The 17,495-nt window shown below is 51.7% G+C and carries 18 protein-coding genes; 15 read left to right on the forward strand and 3 right to left on the reverse strand.

The features are described from left to right. The first annotated feature begins 19 nt into the window (after positions 1–19). Both EVJ33_RS02695 and nhaC read left to right on the forward strand, forming a co-directional pair. Positions 20–1,117 carry an amidohydrolase gene (locus EVJ33_RS02695; RefSeq protein ID WP_131434185.1) on the forward strand — a complete coding sequence of 366 codons (1,098 nt, stop codon included), beginning with the start codon at positions 20–22 and terminating at the stop codon, positions 1,115–1,117. A 164-nt stretch (positions 1,118–1,281) separates the two neighbouring features. After that, on the forward strand, positions 1,282–2,682 hold the full coding sequence (nhaC, locus tag EVJ33_RS02700; RefSeq protein WP_201739657.1) for a Na+/H+ antiporter NhaC: 1,401 nt from the start codon (positions 1,282–1,284) through the stop codon (positions 2,680–2,682). A 17-nt stretch (positions 2,683–2,699) separates the two neighbouring features. On the opposite strand, the gene EVJ33_RS02705 is transcribed toward nhaC, so the two are convergent. Further along, positions 2,700–3,890: a hypothetical protein gene (locus EVJ33_RS02705; RefSeq protein WP_131434189.1), complete on the reverse strand. Its 1,191-nt coding sequence runs from the start codon at positions 3,888–3,890 to the stop codon at positions 2,700–2,702. Positions 3,891–3,969: 79 nt separating this feature from the next. On the opposite strand from EVJ33_RS02705, the gene EVJ33_RS02710 reads away from it, so the two are divergent. Continuing rightward, positions 3,970–5,100 carry a mandelate racemase/muconate lactonizing enzyme family protein gene (locus EVJ33_RS02710; RefSeq protein WP_131434191.1) on the forward strand — a complete coding sequence of 377 codons (1,131 nt, stop codon included), beginning with the start codon at positions 3,970–3,972 and terminating at the stop codon, positions 5,098–5,100. Beyond that, entirely contained in the window at positions 5,087–5,758 is a 672-nt protein-coding gene (locus EVJ33_RS02715) for a hypothetical protein (protein ID WP_131434193.1), read from the forward strand. Before EVJ33_RS02710 ends, EVJ33_RS02715 begins: the two co-directional genes overlap by 14 nt. A gap of 35 nt (positions 5,759–5,793) precedes the next feature. Here the strand turns inward: EVJ33_RS02715 and EVJ33_RS02720 are convergent, their stop codons facing one another. Beyond that, positions 5,794–6,543, reverse strand: coding sequence for a GDSL-type esterase/lipase family protein (locus EVJ33_RS02720; protein ID WP_131434195.1), 750 nt, complete (start codon positions 6,541–6,543; stop codon positions 5,794–5,796). A gap of 117 nt (positions 6,544–6,660) precedes the next feature. Between EVJ33_RS02720 and EVJ33_RS02725 the strand changes: the two genes are divergently transcribed. The 7 genes from EVJ33_RS02725 to hfq all read left to right on the forward strand — a co-directional run bounded on the left by EVJ33_RS02725 (position 6,661) and on the right by hfq (position 13,414). Next, positions 6,661–7,581 (forward strand): ABC transporter ATP-binding protein, encoded by a 921-nt coding sequence (locus tag EVJ33_RS02725; RefSeq protein WP_131434318.1) that lies wholly within the window; start codon positions 6,661–6,663, stop codon positions 7,579–7,581. Continuing rightward, positions 7,574–8,572: an ABC transporter permease gene (locus tag EVJ33_RS02730; RefSeq protein ID WP_131434197.1), complete on the forward strand. Its 999-nt coding sequence runs from the start codon at positions 7,574–7,576 to the stop codon at positions 8,570–8,572. Before EVJ33_RS02725 ends, EVJ33_RS02730 begins: the two co-directional genes overlap by 8 nt. A gap of 178 nt (positions 8,573–8,750) precedes the next feature. Further along, on the forward strand, positions 8,751–10,280 hold the full coding sequence (locus EVJ33_RS02735) for a M4 family metallopeptidase (RefSeq protein ID WP_131434199.1): 1,530 nt from the start codon (positions 8,751–8,753) through the stop codon (positions 10,278–10,280). A gap of 115 nt (positions 10,281–10,395) precedes the next feature. Beyond that, positions 10,396–11,256 carry a PPK2 family polyphosphate kinase gene (locus EVJ33_RS02740; protein WP_131434201.1) on the forward strand — a complete coding sequence of 287 codons (861 nt, stop codon included), beginning with the start codon at positions 10,396–10,398 and terminating at the stop codon, positions 11,254–11,256. 113 nt (positions 11,257–11,369) lie between these two features. After that, positions 11,370–11,963: an AmiS/UreI family transporter gene (locus EVJ33_RS02745; RefSeq protein WP_131434203.1), complete on the forward strand. Its 594-nt coding sequence runs from the start codon at positions 11,370–11,372 to the stop codon at positions 11,961–11,963. A 239-nt stretch (positions 11,964–12,202) separates the two neighbouring features. Further along, a complete protein-coding gene (miaA, locus tag EVJ33_RS02750) occupies positions 12,203–13,153 on the forward strand; it encodes a tRNA (adenosine(37)-N6)-dimethylallyltransferase MiaA (protein ID WP_131434205.1) in 951 nt (316 codons plus the stop codon). Positions 13,154–13,165: 12 nt separating this feature from the next. Continuing rightward, complete coding sequence (hfq, locus tag EVJ33_RS02755; protein ID WP_021067304.1) at positions 13,166–13,414, forward strand: RNA chaperone Hfq; 249 nt, start codon at positions 13,166–13,168, stop codon at positions 13,412–13,414. A gap of 42 nt (positions 13,415–13,456) precedes the next feature. On the opposite strand, the gene EVJ33_RS02760 is transcribed toward hfq, so the two are convergent. After that, positions 13,457–13,969: a hypothetical protein gene (locus EVJ33_RS02760; RefSeq protein WP_131434208.1), complete on the reverse strand. Its 513-nt coding sequence runs from the start codon at positions 13,967–13,969 to the stop codon at positions 13,457–13,459. A 156-nt stretch (positions 13,970–14,125) separates the two neighbouring features. Here EVJ33_RS02760 and EVJ33_RS02765 point away from each other — a divergent pair, with 156 nt between their 5' ends. From EVJ33_RS02765 to EVJ33_RS02780, 4 genes are read left to right on the forward strand one after another with little or no spacing between them, the layout of a single operon-like run. Continuing rightward, positions 14,126–15,304, forward strand: a complete 1,179-nt coding sequence (locus EVJ33_RS02765; protein ID WP_131434210.1) for a DNA-binding protein — start codon at positions 14,126–14,128, stop codon at positions 15,302–15,304. 15 nt (positions 15,305–15,319) lie between these two features. Next, complete coding sequence (locus tag EVJ33_RS02770) at positions 15,320–16,249, forward strand: CobW family GTP-binding protein (protein ID WP_131434212.1); 930 nt, start codon at positions 15,320–15,322, stop codon at positions 16,247–16,249. Further along, entirely contained in the window at positions 16,249–17,031 is a 783-nt protein-coding gene (locus EVJ33_RS02775) for a 5'-3' exonuclease (RefSeq protein WP_131434214.1), read from the forward strand. The genes EVJ33_RS02770 and EVJ33_RS02775 overlap by 1 nt, the downstream gene beginning before the upstream one ends. Further along, positions 17,012–17,401 (forward strand): reverse transcriptase-like protein, encoded by a 390-nt coding sequence (locus tag EVJ33_RS02780; RefSeq protein ID WP_131434216.1) that lies wholly within the window; start codon positions 17,012–17,014, stop codon positions 17,399–17,401. Before EVJ33_RS02775 ends, EVJ33_RS02780 begins: the two co-directional genes overlap by 20 nt. Positions 17,402–17,495 lie beyond the last annotated feature (94 nt).

Below are 17,495 nucleotides of genomic sequence, written 5' to 3' on the forward strand. Positions count from 1 at the left end.
TACATATGGGGGATCGATCATGACGACGAACGTATTGAACTGGTTTGAGCATTTTCATGCCCATCCGGAAGTGAGTTGGAAAGAAGTAGAGACGACGAAGACGATTGCCGACATCTTGACGTCATGGGATGTTCGGCACGAGACGTTTGTGGACGTGACCGGGGTCATCGCTGAGATTGGGAAAGGAGACGACGTCATCGCCGTTCGGGCCGATATCGATGCGCTTTGGCAACAAGTCGACGGTACGTTTCAAGCGAACCATTCGTGTGGCCATGACGCCAACATCAGCATGGTGCTCGGCGCGCTCGATGAGTTGAGACATGAGACGCTATCGAAGCGGATTCGCTTCATTTTTCAACCGGCGGAAGAGCAAGGGAACGGCTCACTCGCCATGATTCAACACGGGGCATTAAAAGACGTCAGTCAGCTGTACGGCATCCATTTGCGTCCGCTCGAGGAATTGCAGCGCGGACAATATACCGCTGCGATTCAACACGGAGCCGCATTTTTCTTAAAAGGCAAAGTCAGTGGCGATGACGCCCATGGTGCGCGTCCGCATCAAGGTCAGAACGCGTTAGATGTCATCTTCACGATTCAACAGATGTTAAAAAGCATGTACTTGTCGCCGTTCGAGCCGTATTCGATCAAGTTGACGGGTGTCCAGGCCGGTAGCGACAATTTGAATATCATCCCCGGGAACGCGACGTTCTCACTCGATGTCAGAGCACAACAAAACAAGGAGTTGCTGGCGTTGCGTGACCGGGTCGAGACGATGTTACAACAGATCGCTGTCCTTCACGGGGTCACCATCGACTGGGAGTGGCAAGACTTCACACCAGGTGCTGAAATTGGCGAACGCTCGAGCCGACATGCCGCTGAAGCGATTATCGACCGCTTTGGGGAACATGCGCTTGTCGACCGCATCATCACCTCAGGCAGTGATGATTTTCATTTTTACACTGTCGAACAACCGAATCTTGATGCGACGATGATTGGGATCGGTGCGAACTTGACGCCTGGGCTCCATCATCCTCACATGACGTTCGACCGTGATGTCTTACCGGAGGCGGCCGCTTTGCTCGCTGACACGTTACGACGGGCCGCAAATGATAACTGAATGAATGAACTAGATGGACGTGCTGAACAAGCCCGTTCATTTTTTTATTGCCAACTCTATATGTAAGCGTTATCATCTACTTATTAGCGACAATATAACGACAATTCTGAATTTTTCGCTATCGGGGAGGAAGAGACATGGAACAACAGGGGAACAAAGTAGACATGAAGCTTCGCTGGGCGGTATTACCGCTACTAGTCATGATCGGGGTCATGCTCGTAGCCATCGTTAAATTGGAACAAGGGCCACACATCCCGCTCATCGTTGGGACGGCGGTCGCATCGCTCGTCGCGTGGCGACACGGGTACAAGTGGAAAGAAATCGAGGAGATGATGTACAAAGGGATTCGGCTCGCACTACCGGCTGTCGTCATCATCATCTTAGTCGGTTTAACGATCGGTGCCTGGATCGGGGGAGGCGTCGTCGCGACGATGATTTACTACGGATTGACGATTATTTCACCAGCCTATTTTCTCGTGACGATTTGTATCATCTGCTCGGTCGTCGCGCTCTCGATTGGCAGCTCATGGTCGACGATGGGAACGATCGGTGTCGCCGGGATGGGCATCGGGCTGAGTATGGGGATACCAGCACCGATGGTCGCCGGAGCGGTCATCTCAGGGGCATACTTCGGGGATAAGATGTCCCCGTTGTCGGATACGACGAACCTCGCGGCGGGTTTGACGCACACGAACTTGTTCGAACATATCCGACATATGCTGTACACGACGATTCCAGGACTCGTCATCGCGCTCGGCGCCTATTGGTGGCTCGGAAGACGATTCAGCGAGACGTCGACGGATTCCTCTGAAATCGTCCAGACACTGGGTATCTTACAGGACAGCTTCGTCATCTCGCCGTGGCTACTGTTGATCCCGCTCGCTGTCATCGTTCTCGTCGCGCGAAAAGTACCGGCCATTCCGGCACTCGTCGTTGGAATCACACTCGGCTTTCTCGCGCAAGTCATCGTCCAAGGGGGTTCGCTTGCGGACAGCGTCGGGGCGCTCCAGAGCGGCTATGTAATTAATACTGGTAACGAACTCGTCGACAACTTGTTCAGCCGGGGCGGGCTCGACGCGATGATGTACACCGTCTCAATGACAATCGTCGCCATGACGTTCGGGGGTATTCTAGAGTACTCGGGAATGCTGCAATCGATTATGAATCAAATCGTCAAACTCGCGAAGACGGCCGGTTCGATGATTGCATCAACGATTCTCGCTGGTGTGGCAACGAATGCGACGTGTTCGGAACAATATATCTCAATTGTCGTCCCGTCTCGCATGTTTGCCGGTGCCTACGAAAAGATGGGGCTTCACTCGAAAAACCTATCCCGGGCGCTCGAGGACGGCGGGACGCTGACATCTGTGTTCATCCCGTGGAACACGTGCGGGGTGTTCATTCTCGGGACGCTCGGAGTCGGGGCATTCGAATATGCGCCTTACGCGATCTTGAACTTCATCGTTCCGGTCATCTCGATCATCTATGCGTTCACAGGCTTCACGATTGCGCGGATTGCTGTGCAAAGTGTGGAGGCACCGCTCGAACAACAAGCGGCACAATGAAAAATTTCCCGGCCTATTCAGGTCGGGAAATTGAATTTATAGACGGCACGCGGTCGTCCTTGGTTGTAACTCATCTCTTCACCAATCACTTCAATCAGTTGCGCATCGTGCAGTTTTTTGATGAGACGTTCCGTCGTTCGTCTCGAGACGGCGAGGTGGTCGGTCAACTCTTTCGCCGTGAATTCGAGACGGCGCTTTGAGAACTGCATAATTTTACCGATGTTGACCGGGCTGATCCCGGCTTGTTTGATCACGTCAAACACCGACGCTTCAGTCACGCGATAAGGGATGTGATCTTCGCGATTGGGGAATGACAACCGTTTTGAATCGTCAACAATTCGAATGCGTTCTTTGCTCGCGGCTGACCGGGCAATTTCAGCATGTTCGTATGCTTGTTGATACTGAGTGCCATAGCCGATGCCGATTTGATATTCTCCTGGTGGGGCGAGCGTACTCGCCTCGAGGGCGTTGTTGACCTCGCCTCGTGTCGTGAGCAACGTGACGCGACCGTCTTCGGTCGATTCGATATGTCCGCCAAGATAGCGGACCACTTTCAAATGGTCGAGTAATGATTTGGCTCCGGTCTCGAAGCGAATGATGGCGAACTGGGCGTCGTCCGCAAACTGACGTCGAATTCGCTGAATCAACATATCAAGATGGCGCTCGACCGTGGTGCGTGGTTCGATCATTAGTAGACTATGATACCCATCGCGGACGAGTTGACGATGAACTTGTTCGATGCTCGTCACGGCCAGTTTCGCCTCTTTGGCCCGGTGCCCCGCATGAAAAGTGATCACGTCTTCGAAAGCGATATGCGGTTCGATTTTCATCACGGCAGGAGTCGAGGCACGATCCGGGAACGAATCAAGGATTGACGTCAAGCGCTCCGGCTCGACTAAATCGATGGATAAATGATCAAGAGAAATTGAGTGGGTGAGTGTCGCATACAGAAGTGTCGTCAACAGGACCGTCTCATCTTGGACCACGTGATGGGTCGCCACGTCCTGAAGGTAGGGGGCCGCGTAGGTGAACGGAAACGAACCGGAAAAAAAGACACCGTCGAACGAGCCAAGTGTTCGTGCGATCGTCGCCGCTTCGTGCGGATGTTCATACGGATGGTAAACAAACCGGACGTCTTCTGGTGAACCGAGCGAGCGAATCGTCTCCACGAATTCGTACGATCCGACGATGGCGATATGGATGGACATCAAAAACTCCTCCTTGCAATTTAGCGACTATTTAACGACAATATAACTAATGACACGTATGAAGTAAAGGAGAATAAATATGAGAATAGAGAAGATAGAACTATTTGCGATTCGATTGCCGTTAAAAGTACCGTTCATTGTCAGTTATCATCGTTATGATGATATGCCTTCCGTTATCGTGAAACTGACGACCGAATGTGGTCATGTCGGTTACGGCGAGGCCGTTGCTGACGAGCACGTCACAGGTGAGTCGCTCGATAGTACGATTAGCGTCATCCGACATGTGCTTGGACCGCTTTTAATCGGACAAAACCCGATGCATATGGAGCGGCTTCATGACATGATGGATCGTGCCATCCGAGACGTTCCAGCGGCGAAGGCAGCGCTTGATATCGCCTGTCATGACGTCGTCGGGAAAAAACTCGGTCTGCCTGTGTATGAACTGCTCGGTGGTCGATATCATGACGCGTTCCCGGTCACACATGTCTTGAGTATCGGGGAACCTGAAGCGATGGCGGCCGAGGCACGCGAACAAATCGAACAAGGCTATACAGCCGTCAAGATGAAAGTCGGCGTCGATGTCACTTCAGACGTGCGTCGTGTCGAGGCGGTTCGTCGGGCTATCGGAAAGGACATCCCGATTCGGGTCGACGTCAATCAAGGCTGGGTGAATGCCGCCAAGACGCTCCAGGCGATGAAGCAACTCGAGCCATTCCAGATTGACTGGGTCGAGCAACCGGTCAAAGCCGACGATTTCGAAGGGATGGTCGAGGTGAAAGGGAAAATATCGGTCCCGCTCATGATTGACGAAGGCGTAAGAGGCGTACCAGAGATGCGTCGACTGACGATGATGCAAGCCGCCCATAAAGTGAACGTTAAGCTGATGAAATGCGGCGGCATTTATCCGGCGAAAAAACTGGTTCATATGGCCGAAATGTCGGGGATCGAGTGCCAAATTGGATCGATGGTCGAATCGTCGGTCGCCTCGAGTGCAGGCTTCCACGTCGCTTTTTCGAGTAAAATCGTCCAGTCGGTCGAATTGACAGGACCGCTCCGCTTCGCCGAAGATATCGGCAACTTGGCGTACGAACTACCATTCATTCGACTGTCAGAACGAGCAGGACTCGGTATCGACGTTGATGAATCTGTCTTAGCGCGTCTGACGACTGCGACGTATGTCGTCGGAGGGTCCGACCATGTGGCGCGGTGATTGTAACGGCCTCGACATCGAGGTCATGTATTTGGCGCCGACAGATTTACAAGAAATCGAAGCAGTACAACAGGCGGTGATGGACGAGATGAGTGAAGGGAGCCACTATCAGTCTCTGTCGACTGAGGAGTTCGTGAAGCTGTTGACCGACCGGACGCTCATCGGCGCATATTACAAAGGCACGTTAATCGCGTTCCGCGCGCTTCTGATCCCGCCGCTCGATGACGAGCATCTCGGATATGACATCGGTTATCCGTTTGATGCACTCGACCGCATCTTGTATCAAGAAGTGACGAACGTCCATCCGGACTACCGCGGCTACGGTCTTCAACAGCATCTCGGCAAGATCCTTATGAAAGAACTTGAACATGGTAGCCGATTCGACCTCATCTGTGCGACCGTGGCGCCATTCAACATCCCGAGTCTGAAGGACAAGTTCGCCCTCGGGCTTCGCGTCGGTGCCCTCAAACAAAAGTATGGAGGAAAGTTGCGTTACATCTTTATGAAAGAATTGCACGACGACTGGCGGCCAATCGGTGAAACGACATGGCTCGAGATGGGCGATACAGAGCAACAGATCGCCTTGTTGAAGGCGGGTTGGTACGGAACGTCCATGACGCGCGACGGGGAGAACTGGCTCGTCAAATATGAACGATGAAAAATGGCCTGATCGCGACGATCAGGCCATGTTGCTTATTCGAGGATGAACAATACGTCCTCGGCTAACTTCTCATATGTCCGGTCGCTCGGATGGAACTGGTCGGTCGCAAGGTCACGTGAGACGTCAGAGACGTAAGCGAACGGATCGATCACATCGATGCGTTGCGCGTTTCCGAACGTCGCGGCCGAGGCGTTCCAATCGAGAATCAATTGATTGAACGCCTCACCGTTCTCGTTCTCTTGGAACGGGTTATAGAGGGCGATATAAACGATTTGCGCCGTATCGTTCAATCCGCGAACTTGTTCGAAGATGTCATTCAAGTTCGTCTTCGCATCGGTTACAACTTGTTCGATATCGACCGATTCGAAGTTGTCGACGTTTTCCCCACGGTTGAACAAGTCGTTGCCGCCGATCGTGAGCGTGATGTAGCGGGCGTTCTCAATCGTGCGTCGTACTTCCGGCTGTTCGAGTTGCGCCAATAAGTCTTCCGTCCGGGCGCCGGAGACGGCCAAATTCTGCGTCCGGATGTCATTCTCTTCGAGCGCTTCGCCGACCGGTTGAACGTAGCCTGCGCCTGACGTCGATCCGACCCCACGCGTCAACGAATCTCCGAGTGCGACGTACACGTCACCAACCGGTTCAGGTCTCGTGTCTTCACTAATCGAGAGTGTCCGTTCCGGTGGATTGACGATATCTTGATAACCGATCCATAAGCCGTACAAGGCGATGCCTGTCAAGAAGACAGAACCGATTAAAAACGAGTACCATTTCCCATTCTTCATGTAATTCCCTCACTTTCTATGAGACTATCATATCAAATAAGTACGAACCTGCCCTATGTGAATGTTCGAATAGGACAGATGCGGTTGAGTCCGATAGAATGTAGGAGAGGTGAGATGATGCAACCAACATTGAAAATAGACCATTTGACAAAAGTAATCGGTAAGAAAACAATCATCGATGACATCTCGTTCGATGTGTTCCCTGGTGAAGTATTCGGATTTTTAGGTCCGAACGGGGCCGGCAAGACAACGACGATCCGAATGATTGTCGGTTTGATCAAGCCAACGAATGGGACCGTCTCGATTTGTGGGTTCAGTGTCGAACGACAATTCGTTCAGGCGATGAATCAAATCGGGGCTATCGTGGAGAACCCGGAGTTGTATAAATTCATGAGCGGGCGTGAGAACTTGAACGCCTTTGCCCGAATGTTGCCTGGAGTTGATGAGGCTCGGATTCAAGAAGTGATTGATCTCGTCGATTTGACGGCGCGGATCGATGATAAAGTGAAGACGTACTCACTCGGGATGCGGCAACGGCTCGGTATCGCCCAGGCCATGTTGAATAATCCTCGCGTGTTGATTCTCGATGAACCGACGAACGGGCTCGACCCGATGGGAATTCGTGACTTACGACTCTTCATCCGACGTCTCGTCGAAGAGACCGGCTTGAGCGTGCTAGTATCGAGTCATATCTTGGCTGAGATTGAATTGTTGGCGGACCGTGTCGCCATCATGTCACGCGGGAAAATCGTCAAGGTCGGAACGGTCGACGAATTGATTCATGAGTTGGCATCGACCGTCGATGTCCATGTAGCCGACAGTTTTGAGGTCTTGCCGATCGTTCGCGGATTCGAATCGATTGACCATGCCGACGTCGTCGATGAACGGACGATCCGGGTCTCGATGAACCTTGACGATACGGCCCGTTTGAACCGCTACTTGCTCGATCGTGGTGTCGACGTGTTCGGGCTCGAACGACGCGTCCAGACACTCGAAGAATTATTTATCTCATTGACTGGGGGTGACCATATTGTCTAATCCGTCAATCCTTGGCCTTATACGAAATGAAGTCTTGAAGATCCATAAGAAGCGACGGCTCCTCGTCGTCTCCATCATCTTGATCGTGCTCGTCTCGATGTTCACGTATGCGAACTATCGTCAAATCGAGAAACAACGGGAAGAACAAGGGACGATCGATTGGCGCGTCGACTTACAGCAAGAAATCGTTGATACGCAAAACCGGCTCGCTTCGGCGAACGTGCAGGACGAGTTCCGCCAAATCTTGGAGTTCCAGGTCCAACAGAATCAATATTACTTAGATAACGATATCAACCCGAACTATCCCGGAGCCCCGACGTTCATGCGTGTCTTCTTCTCGCAAGGGACGACGCTCGTGCTACCGCTCTTCATCATCGTCCTGATGGCGGATATCGTCTCCGGTGAACACAATGACGGAACAATTAAGACGTTGCTGTCCCGTCCGGTAAGGCGCTTCAAGATTTTGCTCGCCAAATGGATGACGACGCTCCTTTACACGTCGATTCTCATCTTTATCACAGCGTTCGTCAGTTATGCCATCTCTGGTATCGTGCTCGGTTGGGACGGATGGACTGCGCCAATCCTGACGGGATTCCAGGCCTCATCGACCGGGACATTCTCGACCGACTTCGTTCATACGCTCCCGATGTGGCAATACTTGCTCATGTCGATCGGGTTATCCTGGTTCGTCGTCGCTGCCGTTGGGACAATCGCACTCATGATCTCGGTCATCGTCAAAAACACGGCGACCGGTATTGGGATCATGATGGCCGTCCTTATTTCAGGACCGCTCCTCACGTCGCTCGGGTCAAATTGGGACAGCTCGAAATATTTGGTCAACGTCAACTTCGGTCTTCATACCTACCTTGAAGGGCAGGCCCCACCGATTGAAGGGATGACGTTGCCGTTCTCGCTCATCGTCATATTCGTGTGGTCGCTAGCGGCTCTAGCGTATGCGTTCTACCATTTCACACAAAAAGATGTCTATTGATGACTGGCGTCACCTTCCACGGTGACGCTTTTTTGTTACGGCTGATACGACTAGAGAAAATAATGGGTTAGTGCAAATGTCTTAATAATTTGAATTGTCAAAATAATTAAAAAGTTGGATACCTTCATTGTGGGAAACTATGTAAAGTAGGAGACACCACATAAGGAGGGAAACACATATGAAAAAAGTTTTATCGACATCACTCATCGCAGGCGTCTTGCTCGTGCCACAACTTGTCGGCGCGGCGGAACTCAAGTCGGGCACGCTGACGAAACCATCGAACGAGGCCCCGACGACAATCGTCAAAGAATACGCGAAGGCGAAAGGCGAATTCAAAACGCTCGAATCGAAACGTGACAAAGTCGGACAAGTCGTCAAATTACAACAGACGGTTGACGGCGTGCCGGTCTTCGGCGGAATCGTCGTCGGTGTCGTCGATAACAATGGGCAGTTGAAAACAGTCGTCGATGACACGAAACAACTCAAAGGATTACATAAATCGATCAAACTGAATGAACAAAAAGCGGTCGCTCGTTATAAAGCGTTGGTCGGCCATAAAGGCGCATACGAGCTTGAGCCAGCAGCTGAACTCGTCGTCTATCCGAACGGGGAAGAAGCAGCCTACGCGTATGAAGTAACCGGGACGATTCTTGAAGCGGATGAGCCGTCACGCTGGACGTACTTCATCGATGCGGCAAGCGGGAAAGTGTTGAACAAATACAACCAATTGGCGCACGCCAAACCGACGAACGGTGTCACCGGGACGACATTCACGGGAACGGGAATCGACGTTCTCGGACAGAGCCAAACGTTCAAGACGACGAAGAGTGGCTCATATTACTACCTTCAAGACTCGACACGTGGCAAAGGCATCTATACGTATGACGCGAAAAACCGGACGACGCTTCCAGGATCGCTCTGGGCCGATGTCGATAACGTATTGAACACGACGTACGACCGGGCCGCGGTAAGCGCACATGTCAACGCGACGAAAACGTACGACTTCTTCAAAAACACATATGGACGCAACAGTTACGATAACAACGGCGCGGCCCTCAACTCGACGGTCCACTATAGCCGCAGCTACAATAACGCGTTCTGGGACGGCAGCAAGATGGTTTACGGTGACGGGGACGGACAAACGTTCACATACCTCTCTGGTGCACTTGACGTCGTCGCTCACGAATTATCACACGCCGTCACAGAATATACGGCAGGTTTGATCTATCAGAACGAATCGGGCGCCATCAACGAGGCGGTATCCGATATCTTCGGTACGGTCGCGGAGTATAGCGTCGGCTCGAACTTCGACTGGTTGGTCGGGGAAGACATCTACACACCAGGCGTGGCCGGGGATGGTCTTCGTTCGATGTCGAATCCGGCAGCATACGGTGACCCAGATCACTACTCGGTCCGCTACACGGGGACGCAGGACAACGGCGGCGTCCATATCAACTCAGGAATCGTCAATAAGGCGGCGTATCTCCTAGCGAGCGGAGGTTCACATTACGGCGTTTCGGTCCAAGGCATCGGCGTCATGGAGATGGGGGACATCTACTACCGTGCTCTCACCGTCTACTTGACACCGACTTCGAACTTCTCGAGCCTGCGCCAAGCAGTCGTCCAATCGGCTAAAGACTTGCACGGTGCGACGAGCACGCAAGCGGTCGCTGCGGCCAAGTCATTCGACGCGGTCGGTATCAACTAAGTGTGATTTAATCCTTTTCGCTTCGGCGGAAAGGATTTTTTGTGTGCCGCTATTTTTAATCGAAACAGGGTAAATATGAGATGTGCTTAGAATTTAATTGAGTCAAGGAGGATATATGGACATTCAATCTTTTCGCATTGACCATAACAACGGGATTCGCCTGAGCGATTTCCCCACCACGATACAAGACCGTCCGTCCGATGAGACATTACAGAATGAATTGATCCCAAAGAGCGTCGAACGATTGAAAGAGTTGCATTGGAAGCTTTACGCGGAGTCGAAGAAAGGAGTCGTCGTCGTCTTGCAGGCACTCGATGCCGGGGGCAAAGATGAGGCAATCAGTTATATTTTTTCGAACTTGAACGCGCAAGGGCTGAAGACGAACGCGTTCCAAAAACCGTCGGACACGGAAAAGAAACACGATTACTTATGGCGGATGCATGACCTCATGCCGGAACGAGGCCAAGTCGGTATCTTGAACCGGTCTCACTATGAAGAAGTGATCGCCCCGCGCGTCCATGACCTGCTCGGAGAAGAGGTCATCCCGGATGAGGAGGACAAAGAGTCGGTATGGAAGGTCCGCTATCGCCAAATCAATGACTTTGAACAATATTTAGATGAAAACGGATTTAAAGTCATCAAATTTTTCTTTAACGTCTCAAAAGAAGTCCAGCGTGACCGCCTGCTCGAACGACTGAAAGATCCGACCAAGAATTGGGAGTTCTCGTTCAATGATGTCGAAGAGCGAAAGCATTGGGACGATTATCAAGATATTTTTGAGGATATGTTATCGAATACGGCGTCGAAACATGCACCTTGGTTTGTGCTCCCGGCGGATGATGACTGGTACGCCCGTTATGTTGTCTCCACGATTATGATTGACGTTCTAGAGGACATCGATCCGCAATTCCCGACGTTTACAGAAGACGAGCAGGACCGAATCGATGAAGCGATTCAAACACTCGAAAACGAGTGACGTTTGTCGAGTCCGTGAACGTCCATTTCTCCACTTGCACTGAAAGCGAATTCACGATACAGTGGACGTAGATAAAATTAGACGTCAGACATCTGTACGAAGGAGCAATGAGTGTGGGGAATATTAGTTTATTATTTGGTGGCGTGGCACTGTTCATTAACAGCCTCGTCTTATTTGGGAAAGTGGACGTCAAGAGTGCGGGTGTATTCAGTCTTTTCACAGGACTATTGCAGACGTTCATCGCGACATGGCTCGTCATTGGGGCGAGTTCGGCGGAAGTGTTCGGTTATGCGAGTATTTATTTGTTTGCCTTCACCTATTTATACGTCGGTGTGACATTTTTGTTCGACTTAGACGGGCGTGGCGTCGGTTGGTTCTCGCTATTTGTTTCGATTTCAGCGCTTTTTTATGCCACGATCTCGTTCACGACGGGTGATTCGATGGGTGCCGTCACTTGGTTGTTCTGGTCGTTCCTGTGGGGACTGTTCTTTATGGGCATGGGTCTTGGGCGCCAAATTGATGGGTTGACGGCCCGGGTCGCATTCGTGCTCGCTTGGCTGACATTGATCATTCCGGCAATGTTCGGTCTCGCTAACTTGATGACGCCGCTCTATAGCGTCATGTGGTGGGCCGCTAGTGGCACGTCGATCCTTTATTTTGGATTCACCATCTGGCGAGCGCGCCGTTTTCTCGAAGTGACACAATGAACGATGCTCCTATGAGAGTGTCGTTTTTTTTGCGCATTCAATTGTGTCTAAAATGTGAAAAGTGGGAATGGGGTACGTAAAGGAGGCGACCATGGATGAGTGACGGCTTAATTTTATTGATGGGATTATTATTATGCGGATGGATGCTGTTTGCGGTCGTGTTTGATGATACAATTAAAAGAAGAATTTAACGGACCGTTTCCTTTTTGGAACGGTCTTTCGTTTGAGGAGTGACAAGGATGGAACAAACACCAGTCATCGTACTCGTCGGACCGACGGCTGTCGGGAAGACGAAGACAGGGATTGAGCTCGCAAAAGCGTTCAATGGTGAAATCGTATCGGGTGACTCGGTCCAAGTGTACCGAGGAATGGATATCGGTTCGGCGAAAGTAACAGTCGAGGAAGCGGAAGGGATTCCGCATCATTTGATCGATCTATGTGACCCGGACGAGGCGATGAGCGTCGCCAAATTTCAAACGCTGGCCCGGGCGGCAATCGATGACATCTATGCGCGCGGAAAATTGCCGATTTTAGTCGGCGGGACCGGTCTGTATATCCGAGCCATTCTTTATGACTACGAGTTCACAGAGCGACCGGTCGATCACGCCTTGCGCGAGTCGCTTGAAAAAGAGGCAGAATCAAATGGACCCGAGGCGCTACATGCCCGACTGCAGTCACTCGATCCGCGACGGGCCGAGAGCATTCATCCGAATAACGTGCGTCGGGTCATCCGGGCCCTTGAAGTCGCTTTGCAAGGGGACGAGCAGGCGATGGATAGCCTTCCTTCCCAGCATTACGCATACAGGTTGTTCGTGCTTCACGCCGATCGAGACGTACTGTATGAGCGGATCAATAATCGAGTCGACTTGATGCTCGAAGCGGGTCTCGTTGAGGAAGTCGAGCGCTTGCTAGCGGCTGGTTACCGGGAGACGCAAGCGATGCGGGCCATCGGTTATAAAGAAGTCATCCCGTATCTTGAGGGAATGATCACGTACGAACGGATGAACGAGACCCTCAAGCAGCACACCCGTAAGTTTGCGAAGCGTCAATTGACATGGTTCCGTCATCAATTTGATGGGATTTGGGTTGATATGGGAAGAAAATCATTTGAACTATCGTATCAAAATATTTATGATGAAGTTGAGGAGTTTTTTCGAAAATTCCGATTATTTGAAAGAGACATAGACTAGGGGGAATGCAACATGAAGGCTAGTTATAACATCCAAGACCATTTTTTGAATCAACTACGTAAAGAAATGGTGCCGACGACCGTCTTTTTAGTCAGCGGATTTCAAATTCGGGGAGTCATCAAATCGTTTGACAACTTCACGGTCATCGTCGAATCAGAAGGGCGCCAACAGTTGATCTATAAACATGCGATTTCAACGTTCTCACCAGCGCGTAACGTCACGTTGTTCGAACCGGAAGCGGTCGAAGTGACAGAAGGATAATTCAAGGCATAAAAAAAGAGCGGCCCGGGGACCGCTCTTTTTTTATGCCGTTTTGATGTTCGGGTCAAGATCGAGTGCTTCAATCACACGATGGACGGCGCAACCGCCGAGCAGTGAGTCGAGCTGGTCACAGAGCTGCGTCGGTGCCGACCGATACAAGTGGGTATATGTCCGCTTCCAAGATCGTTCTGCCGATTGAATCCGCACGAGCAAGTCGGCATGACCGAGTTCTTTCAGTTTCTCGATGTTCATCCGGTTCGTGCGTGCGAACGCCGATAAGACGACGGCTTTGGCGAGCGGTGTTTGGATCGGGTAACCGACGACAAGCAGGACAGCCATCGCCCCTTTCATCTCATGTTCGATGACCGAGTCGACGAGTTGGTCTGGCGTATATGGGTTGCCGGCATGCCCTGAGACCGCTGTGACGAGCTCTTGATTCGAGACCGGGCAAGTCGATGCCTGTAAAATGCTTGCGATTGTCGAATGCGTAGTGGCGTAACGTGTCGCTTCCCCTGTTGCGATCAACCGTTCATACGTATCTACCAATGAAATCATGTGAGTTCCCCCTTTATCTAACTGCCTTTATCGTAACAATTCTAGTAAGCGCTTTCAATATAATTCAGGAAACTTCTGGACCTATAACGAAAGTATGTTCGCCTCGAAGCGGAAAACACGATACAATGGGCAAAGAGAAGAAGGAGGGCAATGTACATGAACTATTACCAACAGATTGATCCAATTGCAGGGGGCGGATTTGACCGAACACGGTTCCAACTTCCGGCCGTAGAGAAGTCGACGACACGGCTATCGGACCTGACAGACGGAACACCGGTTCAGACGAAAGCGCTCGTCAGTTCGGTCGAAGTTCGAGAAGGCAAATCCGGGGCGAAATGGCTACAACTGAACTTGACGACATCGAGCGGACTCATTCGTGCCAAGCAGTGGTTGCGCGGTAACGAAGAGCAGCTGTTACCGATCTATGAATCAGGCGTGATCGAGCTTGAAGGAAAAATCGACGTCTACCCGAAACCGGACGGCGCCAAATCAATCACCATCGACCGGGCCAAACCGATTGCGCGAGACGAAGCGGTCTCGTTGCTACCAGGTCTTCCTGGAGACGAGACGATGGAACAATACGCCGACGAGCTGTTCGCGATTCTGTCGACGCTCTCGCCGGACTATGAAGCGATCGCGATGTCACTGCTCGACCGCTACTGGGACGATTTCGTCCTAGCACCGGCCGCACTGTATCATCATCACAACTATGTCGGCGGCCTCTTGAAGCACACGGTCTGTATGCTTCGACTCGGTTATCGCTTCCAAGAACAAGACGACCATTTGGCGATGGCGTTCCGGGTCATCAAAGAAGCTGAGCAGTTGCACAAAGTAGACGTATGGAATACGATGAACGGTGTAAAAGTTGAACAGGCATTCCGAGGCACGTTCGAGTCGCTCTATGCGGCCTGTGAGGCCATCGCCGAGTTGAAAGAGCCGCTCCGTTGGGACGAGCTCGCGCTCGGGATCTTGTTCCATGATATCGGTAAGTTATTCGAGTACAGTCACTTGCTGTCGTCCCCGAACCGGTTCGAGCAACTGTTCTCGGTCAGTGGAACGAGTGAGACGACCGGGATCTCCATCAACCCGATGGGAAGCTTGATTGGACATATGCCTTACGGCGGACTGTTGTTCGAGAAGAGTCAACATGCTGCCGGCGTCACACTTCCGCTCGACGTCCATCACCGGATTTGGCATATGATTTTGTCCCACCACGGCAAGCGCGAATGGGGTTCGAGCGTGTTACCGGTCCCGACGGAAGCGTGGATGCTTCATTTGATCGACTTGTTGGATGCTCGTTACGAGAAATGGGCGCGGGTCCACGAAAATTTATAAGGTGAGGTGCAGTACATGATTCCCGTACAATTGGTGACCGGTTTTTTAGGCGCCGGAAAAACGACTTATATGAATCGCTTACTAGAAGCGACAGACGAGCGATTGCTCGTCATCGTCAACGAACTCGGCTCGGTCAATATCGACGAACAGTTGATCGTCAAAATGGATCAAGAGCAGATCGAGTTGTCGAACGGTTGCATCTGTTGCTCGATTCAAAGTGATTTGAGCAAGACGTTCTATCAGCTCGCATCGAAAAACACGTTCGACCGCATCGTCATCGAGACGACCGGTGTGGCCGACCCGGCACCAATCATTCAGACGATTTATTACGATGATTACTTACGGACACGGTTCAAGCTGACGGCGATTTTGACGGTCGTCGATGCCAGTCAAATGGACCGTGAATTGTTTATAGAAGGAATCCATCAAATCGCCTATGCGGATGTGATTCTGATGAATAAAGTCGACCTCGTCGATGACGCTACGCTCGAACAAGCGCATGAGCGGATTAAAGCGCTGAATCCGACGGTACGGGTCATCGAAACGGTCCAGACGGCCGGGGACTATGACTTGACGGAAAACACGTTCCAACTCTCACGAGTCGACGAACAGCTTCTCGGTCAACTGACAGACGGACACACCTCCGTCTCTTCACTACGGGCCATCACGCTCACGACGGATGTGCCGCTTAAACGGGAACGCGTCACGCAATACGTGCGTGAAGTGCTCATGCACTATGAGGACGACGTCTATCGCTTGAAGGCGATTGTCCGTTTAGACGGAGAAACATCAAAATTCGTCGTTCAAGCGACGAATCAACTGATGGGTGCGACGTTCGCGAACGAACCGAGCGACGACTCGCGTTCCGTCTTCGTCTGGATCGGGAAGAATCTCGACCGAGACGCGCTCGCGCGCGGATTACAAGCTTGTGAGGTGGATGCATGATGAAATTGATGTTGGTCGACGGGTTTAATCTCCTGTCGCGTTATTATTTTGCCACAGAGCGTCGTCGGGCGCTCGACCCCGATGTGACGTTGAAAGGACTGCTCCGTAAAGTTGACGGGTGGACGAACGACTTCACGCATATCGCCTTCTTTTGGGATGGACCACGTGAGACGACACATCGTTATGCTTTGTTTCCGGACTATAAAGCGACTCGCACCGGCTTACCGGAACCGTTGTTCCACGATTACGTCAAGTTGCGCGCGGCGTTGAGCGAACGAGGGATTTTTCAATCGGAGCTCGCCGGTTACGAGGCCGATGATTTGATTGGGGCCGTCGCGACCGCGTTCCCCGGTCAATCGTATATGTATTCCTCCGACCGTGACTTGCATCAGTTGCTTTCCGGGAACGTGTTTCAAATCGTCCCGAAAAAAGGGGAAGAGATGATGATGAACCAGGACGTATTCGAGACGACTTATGGAATACGGCCCGAGCAGTTCGTCGATGTGAAGGCGCTACAAGGTGATGCCTCGGATAACATACCAGGCGTCCGTGGTATCGGACCGAAGTCGGCGACGATTCTCGTCCAGTCGTATGACACGGTCGAAGCGCTATATGACATCGTGAGACAAGAAGCACTTCAAGAGGCGCACCGGAAGTTTGCGAAGAAACTCGAGGGGCAAGAAGAAGTGGCGCTCCTATCGAAACGTCTCTCGCTCATCGATATTCATGCACCGATCGAAACGGATTGGGAGGCGTATCGCTTTGGTTCACATTTATTTTGATGCGGCGACGAACCAAGAGCTAGGTGAGAACGGTCTTGGTGTCTGGATCAAGACGACGGACGGCACGGTGTCCACGTACATTGCCAAACGTGAAGGGCTGACGAGCGTTCAGGCCGAACTCGCCGCGCTCGCGTTCGCCCTCGAACAAGCGCACGAGCTCACGGACGAATCGACGTTCATGTTCTATTCAGACGCCGAGACGGTCGTGCGGGCGCTCGAACAGCGTTTCCTAAAAGATCAATCGATGCGTCCGTTGTTCGTCAAAGCGTTGACGCTGTATGACGAATTGCCGAATAAGTTCATCAAATGGATTCCGCGTGCAGAGAACCGGGCCCATGACGTGGCGAAACGGGCATTGATGACAGGATAAAAGTCGGGCGCGGGCCCGACTTTTTGTCAATTGCAGGGGAATGATTTCTTTTTTGCAAAAGTTTCGCTAAAATGAAAGCGTAGTCAAATAAAGA

The organism is Exiguobacterium sp. SL-10, from assembly GCF_004337025.1.
GTDB lineage: Bacteria > Bacillota > Bacilli > Exiguobacteriales > Exiguobacteriaceae > Exiguobacterium.